This window comes from Lysinibacillus sphaericus, from assembly GCF_015844675.1.
In the GTDB taxonomy this organism is placed as follows: Bacteria; Bacillota; Bacilli; order Bacillales_A; family Planococcaceae; genus Lysinibacillus; species Lysinibacillus sphaericus_E.
Map to the genome: position 1 here is coordinate 12,640 of NZ_LDGC01000007.1, position 19,685 is coordinate 32,324.

The 19,685-nt window shown below is 36.9% G+C and carries 12 protein-coding genes and 1 pseudogene; 2 read left to right on the plus strand and 11 right to left on the minus strand.

Annotated elements, in window-relative coordinates:
* Nucleotides 1-268: 268 nt before the first annotated feature.
* The 7 genes from ABE34_RS02560 to ABE34_RS02590 all read right to left on the minus strand — a co-directional run bounded on the left by ABE34_RS02560 (nt 269) and on the right by ABE34_RS02590 (nt 10,637).
* Nucleotides 269-1,522, minus strand: a complete 1,254-nt coding sequence (locus ABE34_RS02560; RefSeq protein WP_197140246.1) for an ArgE/DapE family deacylase — start codon at nt 1,520-1,522, stop codon at nt 269-271.
* A gap of 77 nt (nt 1,523-1,599) precedes the next feature.
* Complete coding sequence (locus tag ABE34_RS02565) at nt 1,600-2,988, minus strand: APC family permease (RefSeq protein WP_197140248.1); 1,389 nt, start codon at nt 2,986-2,988, stop codon at nt 1,600-1,602.
* 54 nt (nt 2,989-3,042) lie between these two features.
* Nucleotides 3,043-4,383 carry an APC family permease gene (locus tag ABE34_RS02570; RefSeq protein WP_197140250.1) on the minus strand — a complete coding sequence of 447 codons (1,341 nt, stop codon included), beginning with the start codon at nt 4,381-4,383 and terminating at the stop codon, nt 3,043-3,045.
* Nucleotides 4,384-4,727: 344 nt separating this feature from the next.
* Nucleotides 4,728-6,362 carry an amidohydrolase gene (locus ABE34_RS02575; RefSeq protein WP_197140252.1) on the minus strand — a complete coding sequence of 545 codons (1,635 nt, stop codon included), beginning with the start codon at nt 6,360-6,362 and terminating at the stop codon, nt 4,728-4,730.
* A 155-nt stretch (nt 6,363-6,517) separates the two neighbouring features.
* The gene (locus ABE34_RS02580; protein ID WP_197140254.1) at nt 6,518-7,174 is read right to left on the minus strand and encodes a GNAT family N-acetyltransferase; all 657 of its coding nucleotides are present in this window, start codon (nt 7,172-7,174) and stop codon (nt 6,518-6,520) included.
* 604 nt (nt 7,175-7,778) lie between these two features.
* Complete coding sequence (locus ABE34_RS02585) at nt 7,779-9,200, minus strand: aldehyde dehydrogenase family protein (RefSeq protein ID WP_197140256.1); 1,422 nt, start codon at nt 9,198-9,200, stop codon at nt 7,779-7,781.
* 60 nt (nt 9,201-9,260) lie between these two features.
* Nucleotides 9,261-10,637 (minus strand): aspartate aminotransferase family protein, encoded by a 1,377-nt coding sequence (locus tag ABE34_RS02590; protein WP_197140258.1) that lies wholly within the window; start codon nt 10,635-10,637, stop codon nt 9,261-9,263.
* A 210-nt stretch (nt 10,638-10,847) separates the two neighbouring features.
* On the opposite strand from ABE34_RS02590, the gene ABE34_RS02595 reads away from it, so the two are divergent.
* Nucleotides 10,848-11,759 carry a LysR family transcriptional regulator gene (locus ABE34_RS02595; RefSeq protein ID WP_197140260.1) on the plus strand — a complete coding sequence of 304 codons (912 nt, stop codon included), beginning with the start codon at nt 10,848-10,850 and terminating at the stop codon, nt 11,757-11,759.
* 353 nt (nt 11,760-12,112) lie between these two features.
* Here the strand turns inward: ABE34_RS02595 and ABE34_RS02600 are convergent, their stop codons facing one another.
* The 4 genes and pseudogenes from ABE34_RS02600 to ABE34_RS02615 all read right to left on the minus strand — a co-directional run bounded on the left by ABE34_RS02600 (nt 12,113) and on the right by ABE34_RS02615 (nt 17,322).
* Complete coding sequence (locus ABE34_RS02600) at nt 12,113-13,018, minus strand: NAD(P)/FAD-dependent oxidoreductase (protein ID WP_197140262.1); 906 nt, start codon at nt 13,016-13,018, stop codon at nt 12,113-12,115.
* Nucleotides 13,019-13,694: 676 nt separating this feature from the next.
* Nucleotides 13,695-14,984, minus strand: a complete 1,290-nt coding sequence (locus ABE34_RS02605) for a DUF1963 domain-containing protein (RefSeq protein ID WP_197140264.1) — start codon at nt 14,982-14,984, stop codon at nt 13,695-13,697.
* A gap of 111 nt (nt 14,985-15,095) precedes the next feature.
* Nucleotides 15,096-16,151, minus strand: coding sequence for an ankyrin repeat domain-containing protein (locus ABE34_RS02610; RefSeq protein ID WP_197140266.1), 1,056 nt, complete (start codon nt 16,149-16,151; stop codon nt 15,096-15,098).
* 404 nt (nt 16,152-16,555) lie between these two features.
* Nucleotides 16,556-17,322, minus strand: a pseudogene (locus tag ABE34_RS02615) (alpha/beta fold hydrolase).
* Between the two features lie 217 nt (nt 17,323-17,539).
* On the opposite strand from ABE34_RS02615, the gene ABE34_RS02620 reads away from it, so the two are divergent.
* Nucleotides 17,540-19,633, plus strand: a complete 2,094-nt coding sequence (locus tag ABE34_RS02620; RefSeq protein WP_197140268.1) for a hypothetical protein — start codon at nt 17,540-17,542, stop codon at nt 19,631-19,633.
* Nucleotides 19,634-19,685 lie beyond the last annotated feature (52 nt).

Here is a 19,685-nt window from a genome sequence, read left to right on the forward strand (position 1 = left end):
TAAGAGAGATTTGTTTTATCAAATATTTTTCCACACTACTAATTTCCCGATTAAAAGTTTTTTTAGTGTACAAATAATCCTCACTTATTCGTTAGTTTGTGCATTTCTTGTGTCATTTTTAATGCTAGTTTTTCTTTTAAATCTAACCCATTGCATTAAGCCTACCCCTTTTTCCATAACATTCCTAATCATTCAGCTACCCAAGCTAGAAGCATTATGAGTGATACTATATTAATTTGAAATGGATATTCCCAAAAGTTAACGATGATTAACTCTCGCTCCACTTAATAATATAATTTGCTAAAACATTAGTTACTTCTACTACGCTATCTAAATGAACACATTCATCTGGTCCATGCATATTTTCTCCAATTGGTCCAAAGCACAATCCTTGTTTTCCGTAATACTGAGTAAATCGTGCATCATTTCCTCCAGCTCTTCCAACCATTATTACTTTATGTCCCATAACATCTTCTGCATTTTCGATGAATAATTTTACAAAAGGGTTCTCAGGATCTTGGTACCATGGCTCCGTTGACCATCCAAACCACTCTATAACAGGTGGATTTTTATCCATCCACTCATCGCCTAAGACCGATTTCATAATTGTGTCTTGTACTAGTTGCTTAATTTCTTCACGAGTTTCCCCTGGGATAAAACCAATTCTTCCTTCGAGGATCGCTTCTCCTGGAACTGTCGATACCCAGTCCCCAGCTTTTAGTACACCTAAGTTTAAGTGAACGGACTGTCCAGACCCCTTTTCAAATAAATCGAACTTAACATTTTTAGCACGCCATTCACTTAATTCATCCAGCGCACTAAGGATTTTCATCATTTTTGAAATAGCATTTATGCCTTCATGCGCTAAACCAGCATGCGCTGTTCTTCCCTTTACGTACACTCGGAAATACATAATCCCCCCATGACTTATTGTCATATTCAAATTATGTGGCTCTGTCGAAATGTACCCATCTGTTACGAAGCCTTCCTCCAAACATGCTAAAGCTCCGCCTCCACCACCAGCTTCTTCCTCTATTACTGAATGTAGCTGAACATCTCCAGCAATTGGATAACCTAAATCAATTAATGTTTTCAATGCGAACCAATTTGAAATAAGTCCTGCTTTCATATCGGCAGAGCCTCGACCATATAACTTGTTTCCAATAATATCTCCACTCCATGGGTCCATCGTCCAGTTTGAATATGGTTCTGGAGAAACAACATCTACATGTCCATGAATCGTTAATGACTTACCATTGGAGACACCTTTATGTATTCCGATAATATTTTTTCGGTCTTCAAACGGAATACCTGAATCAATAAACGCTTCATGAGCTGAAACCTTCTCATATTTTGGTTCAATCTCATGCAAAATCAAGTTAAGTTCTTCATATTTTTTTTTCATGTATAATTGCATCTCTTGTTCATTACCAACAACGCTTTTTATACGTACGACATCTTGAATTGTTTTAAATAATTCTTCTTTATTTTCTTCTATATACAGTCGAATTTTTTCTTTCAAAGCAATCACTCCTATATTTACTTCTTGTGTCATTAAAAAGAGGAAGATTATCTAAGAGACTCTCATCCTCTAAATAGTTAGTTCAAGACTTGAATCTTCTCTTCATTAAAAATCTCTTTATCTAATGACTCCAAGTCATCAATAGAGTCCATACTTCCAAGTTCTTTTTTAAAGAATCTTGTTATAAACAGCATGTAAATGATTCCGATTATAAGCCAAACGATTCCACCTATAAATGCATCAGCGTGTAAATGATACCAAAGAATTCCAGTAGCTAATGCTCCGAAAGAAGGCATAATTAAGTACTTAAAGGTTTCACTGCCTGATCTCCTTTTCTGACGAATATAGAAATGAACAATAACAGAGAGGTTAACGAATGTGAATGCAATTAATGCCCCAAAGTTAATGACTGAAGCAATTAATTCTAAATTTGGTCCTATTGCAAATAATGATACGATTCCCGTTAAAACAATCGTAAAAACAGGCGTTCTAAATTTAGGGTGTAAGTAGCCGAAAGTTTTTTTAGGAAGTACACCATTTCTGCCCATAACAAACAGCAAACGAGATGCACTTGCATGAGATGCAAGTCCTGAAGCTACAGTAGCAGCGAAAGCTCCTGCAATGAAAAGAAGTTGGAATAACTTCCCTCCTACATATAAACCAATTTCCGGCAATGTATCATCTACATTTTTGAACACAGAAACATCCGGGAATAATGCTTGTGTAAAATAAGAAGCAATAAAGAAAATACCCCCACCGATTAAAACAGTAAGTAGGATTGCTCTAGGAACTGTTGATGTATCCTTTGCTTCTTCCGTATACATTGTTATTGCGTCGAAACCGATAAACGAGAAAGCCACTACTGTTGCCCCAGTTAATACGGCCATTAATTTCACATTTTCATGTGATAGTGGATGAATCGTGAATAAAGTACCATTTCCCATACCGTGATAAAGTTGTACAGAAGCAAGTATTATGAAGATACTTATTAAACAAATCGTGAAAACAACGAGTATAAAGTTTAAGCTGGATGTTGATTCCATACTATAAGCATTAATTGCAGTAACTACAATGACATAAGCAAAAACCCAAATCCAGACAGGTACATTCGGAAACAGAGATTCCATATATATTCGAATAATTAATGCATTAACTAAAGGTAATAATAAATAATCTAATAACGATGCCCATCCTACAAGGAATCCAAGGTGGGACCCCATTGTTTCCCGGGTGTATGTATATGCTGAACCAGCAGCCGGGAATACCTGTACCATCTTTCCATAACTAATCGCTGTCAATACCATTACTAACAAGGCGACAAAATACGCCATTGGTACTACACCATTTGTTAATTTTGATACAATTCCAAACGTATCAAAGACCACTGTAGGCGTCATATATCCTAATCCCAGTGCAACAATTGACCAAACACCTAAGGACCTTTTGAGCGTAGTGTTATCTGTCATTCATCCATCCCCTTAACATATTTTTAGCTGCTTCATTAATGTTTTAAACTGCGACTATTCAATCTGAACTGTATTGAGCACTGGTGGTTTATGCTTAAGACCTTTTGTCATAAATAATAAATAAATAACACCAATACCCAACCAAATACTACCAAGAACAATCGAATAAACATCTAGATTGAAAAGCAAACAAGTTGTCAGTACTGCGCCGATTAATGGAAAAATCAAATAGAAGATAATCCCCTTTAAAGAGCGTTCTTTTCGCTTACCGAAATATAAAAAAACAACGGATAGATTCACAGCAGTAAATGCAAGTAGGGCGCCAAAGTTAATGAAAGACGCGACAAAGGTTAGACTTAAAAACATTGCAGATAACGATAAAAGACCAATTAATAAAATGTTGTTAACCGGGGTTCTCGTTCTTTTATTTAGTTTTCCAAAAAAATTTTTAGGTAATTGTCCATCTCTTCCCATTGCGTATAATACACGTGCAGCACTTGCTTGAGATGCGGACGCGGAACCAAATACAACCACTGCAGTTTTTGCTAGGAATGCTGCTTGTAAGGCATTCCCGCCTACTAGGAAAGCAATTTCATAGGAAGCAGAATCAGCATCTTTAAAACTCGTATAATCTGGCCAAACATTATGTGCAAAATAAGATACGACTACAAAACATAATCCACCAATTATTGTTACTAAAGATATTGCACGCGGTATGTTTTTCTCCGGATTTTTTACTTCTTCTGAAAAAGTAGAAACTGCATCAAAACCGAGGAAAGAGAAACATAATAGTGCAGCACCAGCAACTATATACTTAAATGACTCCTCGGTATTAATAAAGGGATCAAGGTTAAATAAAGTGCCAGTCCCGGTTCCAGTTACTATTGATTTAACTGATAAGATGCAAAAGACAATAATAAATAATACCGATAAGCCTATTACAATCATGTTGATATTTGCGCTTAACTTTACACCTTTAACATTTACAAACGTCACAAGAACTACTAATGTAAATATCCAAACATACTGTGGAACCTCAGGTATTGCAGCTGAGAAGAAAATACCAAATAGTAAAAAGTTAACCATTGGGATCAAGAGATAATCCATTAAAATTGCCCATCCCACTAAGAAACCGACATGAGAATTAATCGCTTTTTGCGCATAGGTATAGGCAGATCCCGCAATGGGGTACGCTTTTGCCATTTGACCATAACTATGAGCCGTAAACATCATCACAATTAATGCAATTACATACGATCCAGCTACCATTCCATGAGATATTTTAGAGGCTATGCCGTATGTGCTAAACACGGTAGTTAAAGCCATAAAGGCCAACCCAGTAACAACAACAGACGTTAAAGAAAGCGATCTAGACAAATTAACTGAATGTTTCATTTTTTCACTCCTCGAATTGTAATCAAATACGCCTTGGCGTAATTGCGTCCGGATTATGAATTGTGCCACCACAATTCATTCCTTTGAAAATCCGTGACATCCGCCGGAGGCTTTGGGCCAACAGATGTTTTTTGCGCGAAAGCGTAGTGTAACGTAGCGGCAGCAGCACCGAAGTTGGTCACTCAGTCTTTGCCACAGGACGTGGCGTTCTTTGACTGAGTTCTTCTCTTTCAGTAGGTGTTTGGACACCCACTGAAAAGGTACCAAAATCGCATTCATCTCTCCACCTATAGAGGGGGAGTTTTCTGTTGAATAAAGATAAAAAAATCTTCCCGGTAAAATGATCAATTAACTAAAATAGTAGGATAGTAGATTGATTCACTACAAACAACTTCACCATCCATAATTGTTAACAAAACTTTCGTTTGAAGAATTTCTTTATTTTCTACTTCAAAGAGGTTTCTATCTAGTACAATAATATCTGCTAATTTTCCAACTTCTAATGTACCCAAATCTTTTTCTCTGAATGTGCTGTATGCTGAACCTTTTGTATACGCCTTCAACGCTTCTGCGAGTGTTATCTGCTCTTGACTATTCCACTCATAATCACCAGTAAAGTCTAGTCTCGTAATCGCATGGAAAATTTCTTTAAAAGGATCTAATGTTGTTATTGGATAGTCAGTACCAAAAGCAATATAGTCGACTGCGTCGTATAACGTTTTACATAAATACGTATAAGGGTCTTTTTCTTTACCGACACGCAAAGTATGACTTTCTTTTGGCATCAATGCTAGATGAGAAGGCTGTATAGATGGAACAACCCCCAATTCTTTAAATCTCTTAATATCTGTCGGATGAATCACTTCAATATGCTCTAACGCATGTCGTGAATCTCTTACACCATTATCCATTCTTGCCGCTTCAAATATATCTAGAGCAAGCCTAACTGCGCCATCACCAATTGTATGGAAACGAATTTGAAACCCTTCTTTATCCGCTTTTGTCACCCAGTTTTTGATCGTTTCTACAGGAAAAGCAGTACTCCCTCGAGTTATAGGTTTGTCTAAGTAAGGATCTAACATGTATGCGGTATGTCCAGTTACAACGCCATCAATAAACTGCTTAAGTCCTGCAAGCTGTAATTTTTCGGAATTGTACTTTTCACGCAAGCTTATCGCTCTATCTATATCATCATTTAACTCAGGGTAAAGATGAATTCGCGTCGTAAGTTTTCCAGCTTCATCATATGCCTTATACATATCAAAACTATTTAACTTATCAAAACTACTTGCAAACAAATCATTTACTGATGTAATGCCTAATTGAGCTGATTTTTTTAAGAACTCTTCAAACAATTCTTCTTTCCGTTTATCCGGAAATGCGAGAGCAATATCCACAACTAAATTCATTGCTGTTTCAAGAAGAATTCCTGTAATTTCATTATTTTCATCTTTTTGAATCGTACCATTAGGAGGGTCTTCAGTTTCATTTGTAACCCTAGCATGTTCAAGTGCTAAACTATTAACCCACGAATAATGACCTTCTGCGTGGAAAAGAAGTATCGGGCGATTAGGAACTACTTTGTCTAAAGAAAAACGTGTCGGCAAGCATTTCTCTGCCCAGTTTGTATGATCCCATCCATAGCCTATAATCCACTCATCAGCATGCACGTTTTCCGAGAATTGCTTTACTAAACTAGCAACTTCTTCTTCCGAATGAGCCTTCGATAAATTGATACTTGCATGCGAGAAAAGACTACCAAACATAAGATGAAGGTGCGCATCATGAAATCCTGGCATAATGAGTTGGTCGCCATAATGATATTCCTTCGTGTCTAAACCTATAAATGGTTTTATTTCCTCCATCGAACCTACCGCAATGATTTTGTTACCTTTAATCGCAATAGCTGCTGGCTTTGCTTCATCTTCTAAACCTGTAAATACTGCTTCACTCGAAATAACTTTATCAGCGATAACCATTGATAACTCCTCTCTTTATCTAAGATTTACTTCTAATAAAACTCTTACAACAACATTGAAAGCGCTTACATAACTACAGAAGTTAAATAATCGCAATAAACAATGGGCATCCACTGTTCGCCTATTAAAATAGGCGAACATAACGGACAAAAGACTCATACTAATTTAAGCTTGTAAACTGGATTTTTCCATTCCAAAAGTGTTGCATATTCTAATGACTCAACATCTCCAGGTAAATAGCCTGGCATTACTTTATTTAAAACGTATCCGTTTTTCAATTGGAATGTTAATACAGGATCATATATTTTCCCTTTCATTACCTCTAGTACATATTCATCTGCACTCATCTGCTCAGCATATTTATAGTAAAAAGGTATACGACCACCTACTAAGATATTTTCTAAGTTAAGTTTCTCACAAATTCTTTTTCGGCCATCGTACAAATGACGTCCCAATTGTAACCCTCTAAAATCTTCGTGTACGCCAATTTCAATACCATATAGGTTTCTACCATTAGGGTTATGATTTCGAATAAATCCTAAATCACAGATTTGAAAATATGAGTGACTATCTCCATAATCTTCAAAATTTACAATTAGACTTAAAGCGGTTCCTACAATTTTACCGTTATATTCTAGACAAATTTGACCTTCTGGAAACAACTCAATTTGACTTTCAAAATGCTCATATTTTAATGCCATATCAGGTCCAAAACACTTCATAGAAAGTGCGGCAACTTCAGCAAGATCCTCTTTTAAAATATTGCGGACAACTATTTCTAGTCCATTATTTTTTACATTTACTTGAGACATAATAAATCCTCCCTCTTATTTTATTGAAATTAAATTAAAGTTTCAGGTGTGTTGATTAACTAATTTTATCTAATTCTAATGAAAGAAAAGGTTGATTTCCGCTAAGGGATACTCGCTTTCCTGCGGGCGAGCGTAGAGTCGAGTAGCCCTTCGCTACAATCTATAAAATTGGCATTATTTATACGGTAAATTTTATTAGGAAGCTGAGGAATAAGGGTGAAATTATTCAATAAACCCCTAATCAACACGCCTGTTAAAGTTCATTACTTTAATTGTGTAGATTTAATCCACATCCTTTATAAACTAAGTATGGGGAAAGTAATCTTTGGGAGAATGCAGAAAAGTCTACCACAATATATTTAGTTACCTAGATTGAGTCATTACCACAATATGCACTTGATTTAATGTAAATCTTATGCCATGTAAGCACATGGAACGAAAGGCGGCGACTCCTTGGGGATTAGCGAACAACTTTAGACCCCGCAGGAGCGTTAGCGACGAGGAGACTCAAGGTTCGCCCCCAGGAAAGCGTCCGCCTGTAGTGGAATGTGCTGTCAAGTAGAGACTTTGATGTAGAGCCCCTAGATTAGTAACAATTTTTTAATTACTTTATAAAGATCGATACAAACTTCTTCTCCAAGTACTCCTCAAGTCCGTACCAACCGCCTTCTTTCCCCATTCCACTTTCCTTCATACCACCAAAGGGAGCTTGTACAACCACTGGAGCTGGATCATTAATACCAACAATTCCGAACTCTAAAGCACGCATCATTCGTAAGCCTCGGCCAATGTCTCGCGTATAACAATATGCTGCAAGACCATATTCAGGATGGTTTGCTCTTTCTACTACCTCTTCTTCCGTCTTAAATGTATAAATTGGTGCAACTGGTCCAAATGTTTCTTCTGTTGTAATCTTCATATTATCGTTTGCATATTGAATAACTGTTGGCTCAAAGAAGTAACCGCTTCCATTATTTAATGTAAATACATTACCGCCCGCAATTACTTTACCATCATGTTTCACAGCGTCTTCTACTTGACTTTTCACTTTTTCAAGAGCTACTTTATTAATTACTGGACCGACATTTACGCCATCTTCTAATCCATTTCCTACAACTAATTTAGATACCTTTTCAGCTAACTTTCCTGAGAATTCATCAGCTATAGTTTCTGCTACGTAAATCCGGTTGGTGCTGATGCAAGTTTGACCCGAGTTAATAAACTTAGACACTAAGATTCCATTAACTGCTGCGTCAATATCAGCATCCTCAAACACAATATACGGTGCGTGTCCACCAAGCTCCATTGATATTTTCTTTACTGTATCAGACGAATCACGGATAAGTTTTTTCCCCACACGCGTCGAGCCAGTAAATGTGATTTTACGAACGTCTGGGTTACTCGTCATCTCGTTTCCAATTTCTTCAGCTGGGCCAATTACCAGGTTTGCAACTCCAGCAGGTAGTCCAACTTCATGAAAGCATTCGAATACTTTTATCGCCGAAAGAGGAGTTAAGTCAGCCGGTTTTAAAACAATCGTACAACCTGCAGCAAGTGCAGGTGCAATTTTTCTTGTAATCATCGATAACGGGAAATTCCATGGTGTAATAGCTGCACATACCCCAACAGGTTCGCGAATTACCATTAAGTGTTTATCAGCTGCAGATGCAGGAATTGTTTCCCCATAAATTCTCTTAGCTTCCTCTGCATACCATTCTAGATAGCCGATCGCACCTGCTACTTCACGAGTAGCATCTGGTAAAGGCTTACCATTTTCAAGTGTAATTGTTTCAGCTAATTCTTTAGTTTTTTCTTTCATCAATTGAACCACTTGAAATAGGTAGTTGCTGCGTTCATTTCCAGTTGTCTTACCCCAGAATTCAAATGCTCTCTTCGCACTTTCAATCGCTTCTTTAGTTTCAGTTTTACCACCTGTAGCAACCGTTCTAATTATTTCTCCTGTCGCAGGATTTGTTACATCTAATTTATTTCCTGTATCTCGCCATTCACCATTTATATAAAGCACTAGAGAACCTCCCCTTTTTAACTATAACCACCACTACTCAACTTACTTTATAGGAATAGTTTAGTTGCGTGTATGTTTAAAAGCTGTAATCGAATCGTCAATAATTTGAATCATTTTTTCAATTTCTTCTTTGTTAATAATAAGCGGTGGCGCAATTGCCACAATTTGGTTATACGCTCCAAGCGCTCTTACTATTAATTGGCGATCGAAACATGCGTCAACTACCGCATTTGCTGGGAAAACAGTTGGATCAAACAATTTTCCACTTGTTGGATCTTCATAAAGTTCAAATGCAGCCAACAGACCAATTACTCTGCAATTTGTTACAATACTATGTTTTTCGGCTAAGTAATCTAAACCTTTTTTAAGTTCTTTCTCCATTTCGTTTACGTGGTCAATAATATTATCACGCTCTAGTATTTCAATGTTTTTCAGTCCAATCGCACAAGCAGTCGGATGGCCACTATATGTGAAACCATGTGGGATAACAGCATCGAAGTTAGCAATTGTTTCTCTAATTTCATCATTCATCATGACCCCGCCAAGTTGCGAATAGCCACTCGTAATTCCTTTTGCAATTGACATCATATCAGGGACAACATTCCAGTTGTTTACACCAAACATTTTACCCGTACGACCAAATCCACAAATAACTTCATCTGCCATGAAAAGGATATTGTATTCGTCACAGATTTTACGAACTGCTTCTAAGTAACCTTCTGGTGGAATATTAACTCCGCCTGCACCTTGCACAGGTTCAATAATAATTCCGGCAATCGTCTCCGCACCTTCTCTTTCAATTGTTCCACGGATAGAATCTGCATAGTTCGGGTCACTTTTATCCCCTAACTCGCTGTTTAATAGGTGGGCTGTTGCACGAACAACTCCGTCTATATTTGATGATGCGAACTTATGGTATGCTGCAAGACCAGTAGCTGTTTGTGCTCCTATTGTTACACCGTGATAAGCATTCGTTAGCGCAATAATCTTTCTTCTTTCTGATTTCCCTTTAAGCTCCCAGTAGAAACGAGCTAATTTAATTGCTGTATCATTTGATTCTGACCCACCAGAAGTGTAGAATACACTATTTAAATTTCCTGGTGCTAACTCAGCTAATTTTTCAGCAAGTAGAATGGATGGTTCATTTGAAAATCCTTTAAATGATGATGCATACGCGAGGGTAGATAATTGACTATTACCAGCATCTGCAAGTTCTTGATTCCCATGCCCTAAGTTCACGTTCCAAAGCATTGACATCCCGTCGATGTATTCCACATCATCCGTACTTGTAACTGTAACGCCTTTACCTTTAACAAAGATAATAGGCGGTCCATTGTCAATTAAAGCCTTCGGATTTGTAGCTGGATGTAGCAAGTGCTTTTTGTCCAGTTTAGCTAACTCTACAGTTCTTGATTGTTGAGTAATTTTAGTTGTCATTGATAAAACCTCCATTTATAAATTAATAATTTGCGATTGTATGGACACACTCTGGTATCAACTAACTTAAAACTGAAATACTGTTCAGAAACAATTTTTGAACTATTCTTAATTATGAAAATAGTATATCTTTACATTTTTATAATGTAAATTATAATATTTATATGACTTCCATATATTTTATGAATACTAAAAGGAGGAGTTATCAAAATGAACCTTCATCGTTTACATTGTTTTATTACAGTAGTTGAGGAAGGTAGCATTACAAAAGCTGCTACTGCACTGCAAATGACTCAACCCCCCTTAAGTATTTTAATTAGAAAATTTGAACAAGAATTAAATGTCACTTTGTTTAATCGTTTAGGTAGATCTCTTGAATTAACACCAAGTGGAGTATTTTTATATGAAAAAGGAAAAGAATTACTTGATTTATCTGAGAATACGGAGAAAAAATTAGTCGAGTTTCATGAAGGAATTAGAGGTACTGTGAAATTGGGTTGTACTACTTCAGCAAATCTATTTATTTTGCCAAATGTCTTAAAAAAAATTCAAAAGGAAACTCCTAACATAGTTACACATGTTCGCGAGGGGAATACATCATATATTTTAGAAGAACTAAGAAGTCATAAAATAGATATTGGAATTGTCCGAACTTCAGTGAGAGCGGAAGACATCCATACTTCAACACTACTAACAGAACCTTTACTTTTAGCTCTTCCACCCAACCATCATCTATGTGAAAAAGATTCTATTGATATTGCAGACTTGAAAAACGAACGATTTCTTTTAAATACAACATCTTATGGATCAGGTGTTGCTGATGATGTGATCGAGGCATGCCAAAAAAGTGGATTTACGCCTAATGTCGTTTACTGGGGGACAGAAACATTACCGACACTTATGATGGTAATGAAAGGCGCAGGAATTTGTTTTGTACCTAGCTGTTTCAAGCTACTTAATTCTCCTGATTTACCGGTACTTAGAACACTAGCAAATCCAGTGTTACAAACAAAACTTAATATAATTACACTTAAGGATCGTTACATGACATCAATTTCCAAACGATTTCTTGCGATTACCGAAGAGGTTGCAGAAAAAATGACAAGCATTTTCAATAATTAATGTGATTTAAGTAATGGCGTTGAAGCTAAAATATTCAGTAGATAATGCTTAATAAGTCAAAATAAACATTCTCACTTTAATATCAGTTAAGATAAGAGTGCTTTAAATTACCACCTGCTAAAAGCAGGTGGATTATGTCATGAATGTCCACGAGTTCAATAACTTCATCAAAAAAACTTCAATCCTTTTTTAGCAACAAGAAAAAAACGAATTCTAAAATAAAAATCCGTTCTTCGTAATTTCTTATACTAACTCTAATGTTTGAAGTATATGTGACAACACATTGGCGCTAATGTGTTTAATTATATTAGCAAAGTACCTATTTAGTTGAAGCAGAAGGTGTTATGACGCAATCAAAAGCGTTCCATCGTTAGATCAGTGTTTACTGAAACTGCAGCTTTATTACCTTTAGCAGCTGAAATCATTAAAGAGGATGGTTTAGATCTTTCGGTTTCTCCTGCAATATATACGTTTTTTTGGGTTGTTCTACCAACACCATCTGTTATAACTTTTCCATTTTCATGAATGTCACAGCAAAGCTTCTCAGCAAATTGATTTGGTCGATAATAAGATGGGGCAACAAATCCACCCGATCTTACAATTGTTGCTCCTGTTTCAAACTCTATTTTTTGTAAGTAACCGTCATTACCTATTAAGTCTTTAATCTTTTCCGATATAATTTTGATATTGTGTTTTTGTAACTCCATTTTACCTTCTTTAGATAATTGAACTCCATTTGTTAAGACAACCAAATCCTGCGACCAATTATAAACTAACTTAGTCAAATGCAGTACATGCTCTTCTTTTTCTGCAATAACCACTAATGGCTTATCTTTTTGCTCCCAGCCATCACAATACGGACAACTAAATAGACTTTTCCCATAAAACTTTCTTATACTAGGTATAGTAAATATTTCTTGAATACCAGTGGCGAGTATTATTTTTTCTGAAACAAATTCCTGACTAGTAGATGTTTTGACAGTAAATCGCCCATTACCTATATCCTTAATAATTTCAGTAACTGTTTCAGTAAAATAGGATACGGAGGGGTAATTCTCCAACTCTTTTAAAGCTATTTCTTTAAACGCTTGTGGTTTTATCCCATCACGAGTAATAAATCCATGTGATGCTTGTGTCACCCTATTTCTATTCGTTCTATCGTCAAATAATGCAATGTTTCTCCTAGCCCTTCCTAAAGTTAAGCTAGCACTTAACCCAGAAGGACCTCCACCTATAATGATACAATCAAGGACATTCATTTTTTACCTCCGTAATGTTTTGGTTTTATTTTGAATTGTTATTTGCATAAGAGAACTACATTATTTCCCACATCAAGGATTTCCATTCTTTTTACACACTGATATTTCGTTAGTTGAATAACATTTGTAATAATCTCAAAAAAACTCGACCCATACTGAATGGATCGAGGTTTAAATATGATTTTAATTTGTTCGACTCCCAAACATATCCTGGTTCTCGGCTACTAGATATTTTTCTTATTCCATCTCAAGCAAGGGAAGTACCGAATGAAATATTTGTTGACAGAAATTATAACTAACCTGCGCAAAAAAGCATTCCAGAGTACGGAGTAAACATATCTAAAAGAAACTACTCTATACTCGAAAATTTTTTAATTTGAAGTTTCAATTCCAGATTTTTTATAAAAAAGTACATATGAATTTTTGTACAATTATGACACCCTTATTGAACTACCCCCACTTATCGGCCTTACGGTCTAGATTGAAGTGGGAGATTCTTGGGAACAGAGCATACTTGTTGGTGTATTTCTTTACCAACAGCGGTTTCTCTTATTTACCAAGCTATCTCCGTGGATTCCTACGGTTCTATGATTATTCAAACCGAGGCTAAAGCGAGCTCTTCTTCTTGGGATCTCCTTTGTGTCTTCAGCATTCCTTATTTTAGCGGCTGTTTTATTCAGCTTTGCTGATATACTGTTGCCGTAATCCTGTCTTTTGCACATATAAACATATAAAAAATGCCTTCACCATATTTATCAAAATCAGCATAATCGATTTGCCCTATATACCGCATTCTTCGTTTACAACAAGGACAAAGCGGATACTCCGGATCCTGGACCCAGCTTGGATGGCCGCCAATCTGCGAATTTAATTGTGACATGGTCCAAACTGCAGCATAATACGGTGATTGCGGCTCATGTGATAGGACTAAACTAAGTGGGATTTCAGTACTATTGTTTACGTCATCAATATCCGGAAGATAAGCAGGTTCCTGATTATAGTGGCTCCAGACAGGCACGCCATGATTGTCCAGCTCTATGTATATCGTGCTAAATCCCCCACATAAATCACAGGTTATCACCTGCAGATTCTCGATCTGCAAGTCGAGATATTGCAAGGAAGGATGAGAGGTAGCTACGTCCATCAACTTCGTTAACTTCCTATCGCACCATGGGCATGTTGAATGGCTTATCTCAAGAAAACGGGCATGATGTACTTCATTTAAATCGTCATTCTGTTGTTCTTCTAGCCTGATTGCATAACATAAATGGTTAATTAGGTCACGCTTCTCTCCGTCTGGGGTTAGCTCCCATCCTCCATCAAGAGCATATGTTTCAGGAGTTACATACAGTTGCTCCGCCCATTTTGGCGGCTGCAATTGCCATTCCCGAAACTGCTCTGTGACTACGGCATTACCAATCCATCCGAGCACAAGGAGGAGATGATTTCGGTTGTCCTCATCCCATATCGCCCGCTCCAAAAGCTGATCTTGAATATCTTGTGATGCATCTTTAAAAATAATCGGATTATAAAACAAGCCGCGCTTTATAAGCTCAGGCAAAGCATTCGAGATATTATAATTCCGATAGCATACTAATGATAATAAAATGTCTTCTGCTTCACTTTCATTGTTAACAGCAAATAATTTCATTGCATATTTCAGCATAGAGTTCGCTTCTTGGTCTGATAAGAATATGTACACCTGCTCCATGCTTAACGGATAAGGGACGTATTGGATAAGCGGGTCATACTTTCTCGGTGCATGCATAACCTTGAGAATGTCTACATGATCTGTTAATCCATCATAGAGATTCACCGTTTTGCGGTGCTGCTCAATATAAGCTTGTTGCTTTTTTCGTTCCTGCTCCTGATGGCAAGGCATGCAGATGCCGCCTGTTTTAGCTGCTGTACTCGGCAGAATTGTTGCGCTGCAGTATTCCGTCTTGCATGGTATGCGTTCCACCATATTTGATTAACCCCCTTTATTTCATCCATCTTCTTAGCTGGTATGTGCTTAGAAAGAATGTATAGTACATTTAAAAAGCTTATTGTATACGCTGATTAAGTCGTACATAAGTTATCGCTTATAGTCGGGCTGTTCCAAAGTAATAGGATCAAGATTACTGAGTACCCAATTCACTGCAAGTTCGCATAGTCTCACAGGTTCATTACTACCATTGCCGTTGTGAAGTTCTTTCGCTAGTCTTTCGGCCTCCAGAAGTGCATCTGGATGTAATGGCGTACCCAAGCTAAAGTAATGGTTCAAACTATTGAGCATTTTACGATATTGATCATCCCAGTTGATACTGCCGTTATCTAAAATTTCGTATGACACTTTACCAGTAATACGGATAACCTCACCCTGTACGGTTTTCGCATGTCCTTGTGAAGGAATTAATAAATTCCAGAGTTCATTGTGTTGCGCCTGCCATCCCTTTGCTGATACCTCTATTGGAGAGGTGCCATTGTGAGTCTTTCGTTTCCCTATAGGAGGAACATCAAATAGCTCATATAGATGTAAAAGTGCCTCCTCTGTTTGATTCAAATATTCTTTATTAAAGCCTTCTCTGTGAAACTCAAAGTCGTTTCCAATTCGTTTAATAGAGTCTTTCATCTTCTGCGTTACAGTTGCACCAGCATTTAGCAAAATATCGGCGACTTTCGCCATATTGACGATATCTATGTTTCTACACATTGCCAAAGCTTTTTCTAAGGGTGTCTGTTTCATCTTATTTTCTGCGCTGATATTTGCCCCTTTGGCAATCAACGTGTTTACCGCATTTGGCTTGAATGAAGCTGCGGCGGCAAATAAAGGTGTCTCGTTTTGATAATCAATGGCTTCTATATCTGCACCCAACTCAAGCAGCAATTCAGTATTACCGCACCAACTTATTGCATGTTTATGTAGAGCCGTTCTTCCGTAACTGTCACTAGCATTTATATCAGCACCCTGTTCCACTAGCCAGCTGACCAATTCATTCGGTATATTGAAAAAGCTCAAAGCTGTTGATTTACTGTATCCGCCACGAGCATCTAATTCGCATAGCATAAATACCTCTTTTAATGCTGATATATCGCCTACTTCAATTAGTTCATCGAAATTTTTCGGTAAGGTCTTTTTCTTCTTCCCCATCCGTACTTCTCTCCTTAGGTCATATTTTCAAAATAACTCCATTACTGTATTTTACCACTTATCCGTTTGTTGTAATATATTCCATTCTCCATCAATATGGTGCTATACGGAGCTTCTAAGCTATACTATCAAGTCTTTGATTAAGTATGGTTAGATAAGTTTTTAAGGAACAGAACTATTCGATGCTATCCGTTTGGCTAAACACTCGTATCACTTATCACTCCCATTGCTTCTATCTAGGAGATTTTCTTAATACTGCAAGACCTAAATAATCACCAAAACATTGCCTCTAATTGTTTTATTTAACGTATTTTTCCTTAGTAAATAACTCCAATCAACTTATAAATATAGCATACATTTTAAAAATCCCCTCCCTATCTCTTCAGGGGATATAAATTTAAACACTAATTGATAACCTTCCCTTCTGGTAGCTTACCATCCTTCATCCACTCTTCAACAAAACGGTTAAAGAACTCAGGGTTCGCTAATGAAACACCGTGGCCGATGTTAGATAGCACAACACCCTGGCAATTAGGATTGCTATTCACAAGATGGGTTGCAGATTGTTTCATGTTGCCTTTCTCTTTTTCACCGACAGTTACTAAAATGTTACATTGGGCTTTCGAAAAATCACGAGGAATGGCAAACGACATATTTTCTTTCAATATTTTAATAAGGGTATCTACTTTCATCTTTGAACTATCTTCATAATATTGCTCAAAATATTCTTGATCTACATATAACGTTTTAGCTTGAAGCTTAGCGAATGATTTATTTTTTATTAAGGGAAAAGTTAACTTTATCAATGGTCGAATCCTTTTTTCTGCAATTGGGGAAGGTGTCACTAAAGCACTGTTGATGATGGCAAAATCTATTAATTGCGGTTTTAAACTAATCATTTGAATAGCAATTTGTGCTCCTAGTGAAAATCCTACTACTATGACAAGTTTATTTTTTGCTTTATCTTCTATTATAGATAGTAGCTTTTTTGCACTATCTTCAATTGAAAAATCAGAGATATTACTAGCCTCGTTATCTATTAATTCTGGTACAACGCAATGATAATCGGAAAAGTATTGGACTTGTTTATCCCACATCCACCCTCCAACACCACCCCATGAATCAATAATATGAGTGGCTTATGTAGATCACCGTACTCCTTATAATTCATTACCACACCTTCTTTCTTTGTTCTTGTATTTCTTGGGAAATAATTAGATTATTCTTATATTTTAAGCACTGTATTTATTTTACTATTTATAGTGTCATATTTATAGTTTCTGTTGCATATATAATACTTGAAACACATTTAGCATTTTTGATGAAATATTGTAGCTCTTGGGATTGAGGAAGAAAGACAAAAAATAATAAACATGGAGGTAATAAAGATGGATCAAAACAAAACGAACGAAGCAAAAGAATTAGTAAAAGCCATTACCCCTTCCAGTTTAGGAGAATTTCCCCTCGCACCAATTAGTGGCTTATATGCATGGAGTGAACAGCAAATCAGTGAGGAACTTCGTATCGATGTAGACGGATACTACCCACAAATGGTAGCAAGCGGAACTATTATTTCAAACATGTCTTCTACTATTCATTGGATTGCCAAGCTAACAGCTAACGGTACAGATACTTGGACAGGTAATATTCGAAATAAATACTTAGACGACATACAATCATTTCCTTATACAAATGTAAAAATACAAGTTACACGCGGTTCAATCCCTGAACAGCATACTGCAGAAGTCGCATTTCTGATCGGAGGAGAGACAGACAGAACTAGCTCGTTCAAGTTTCAATCTCCTTACTTCCATCCTGTGGAATTTGAATTTGATGGTGAAGAAGGGACAACACCAGTCACAACCTATCAAACACACGCGCATCCAGACAAACCAACATCTTTGCCGGATGAAACTCTGTCAATTTCAGAAGTCTTTAAACGTACTGGGTTTGATGTAAAAATATCAGACGGTAATAATTTTGTTTCCAAAGACTATACAGGGACTGATAAAAAGTGGAACACTCAAGAGATGCATGATGCCATGCAAGTATATTGGTCACACTTTGATAATAAGCCCCAATGGTCCATGTGGACATTCTTTGCAAATTCGGAAGCTGAAGAAGGCCATGGTCTGGGCGGTATTATGTTTGATAGTATAGGTCCGAATCATCGTCAAGGGACAGCCATTTTTAATAATTCATTTATTTCAGATCCACCTAAAGGTGACCCCTCCCCAGAAGCTTGGGTACAGAGATATCGTTTTTGGTGCGCTTGCCATGAGATGGGACATGCTTTCAATCTCCTGCACTCTTGGCAAAAACACCTAGGTCATCCTTGGGAACCGTTGGATCGACCACTTACTCCAGAACCTAAGGCTCTAAGCTTTATGAATTATCCTTTCAAATTTGATGGCAACCAACAGGAGTTCTTTAAAAACTTTGAGTATCGTTTTAGTGATCAAGAACTTTTGTTTTTGCGCCACGCTCCAGAGCGCTTCGTTCAAATGGGTAATGCTGATTGGGCTGTAGATCATGGTTTTGAGCAACCAACCGTTTCTATTCACCCTTCATTTAATCTTGAATTGAGGGTTAACCGTAAAACATCTATATTCCAATGGTTAGAACCTGCAGTTATTGAAATCAAATTAACAAATACTTCGAATCAACCTCAGTCAATCAATAAACATATATTGTCTGATTTATACGGAATGACTGTATTGGTTAAAAAAGACGGAAAACAAGGACGTCGATTACTACCTCATGTTCAATATTTATGGAATAAAGAGAATAAGGTAATCATGCCTGGTGAATCACTATACGAAACTATTTTCGCGTCCGTAGGGAAAAATGGCTGGTTAATTGATGACCCAGGATTTTATAACATTCAAGTAGCTATGCAAATAAACGGCCATAACATCGTATCAAATAACTTAAGACTTCGTGTTTTACCACCTACCGGATACGATCAGGAATTCCTTGCTCAAGACTATTTCTCTGAAGAAGTCGGCCGTGTTCTTGCATTCGATGGCAGTCGTTATCTAGACAAAGGAAACGATATCCTTCGTGAGATAACTGAAAAACTTCCTGACCATGCTGTTGCTCTTCACGCCCATATCGCTCTTGCTAAACCATTGGCGTTCGATTATCAATACCTTGACTTCACAGGAGACTCAGATACAAAAGGTAAAATCAAACTAATACCTGCCCAACCAGATGAGGCACGTAAACAGTTTACTTCTGCGTTAACTGAGCACAAACAGGTAGCTGCTAAGACACTTTCCAATATAGATTATAATGATTATATGGGAACATTCAGTGAATTCCTAAGTAATCAAGAAGAAAACAAGGAAGCCGCACAGGTACAGAATGTCCTTTATCAAACGCTAGCTGAACGGAATGTGCTAGATAGTGTATTACAAAAAATCAAAAATCGCCGTGAAAACTATGAACAAAAGGAAAATGAATTTTCTACAAACATATAATATTTCCACTTAAATAAGCCGCTTTTAGTCTAATTACAAATAGAAAACCGTC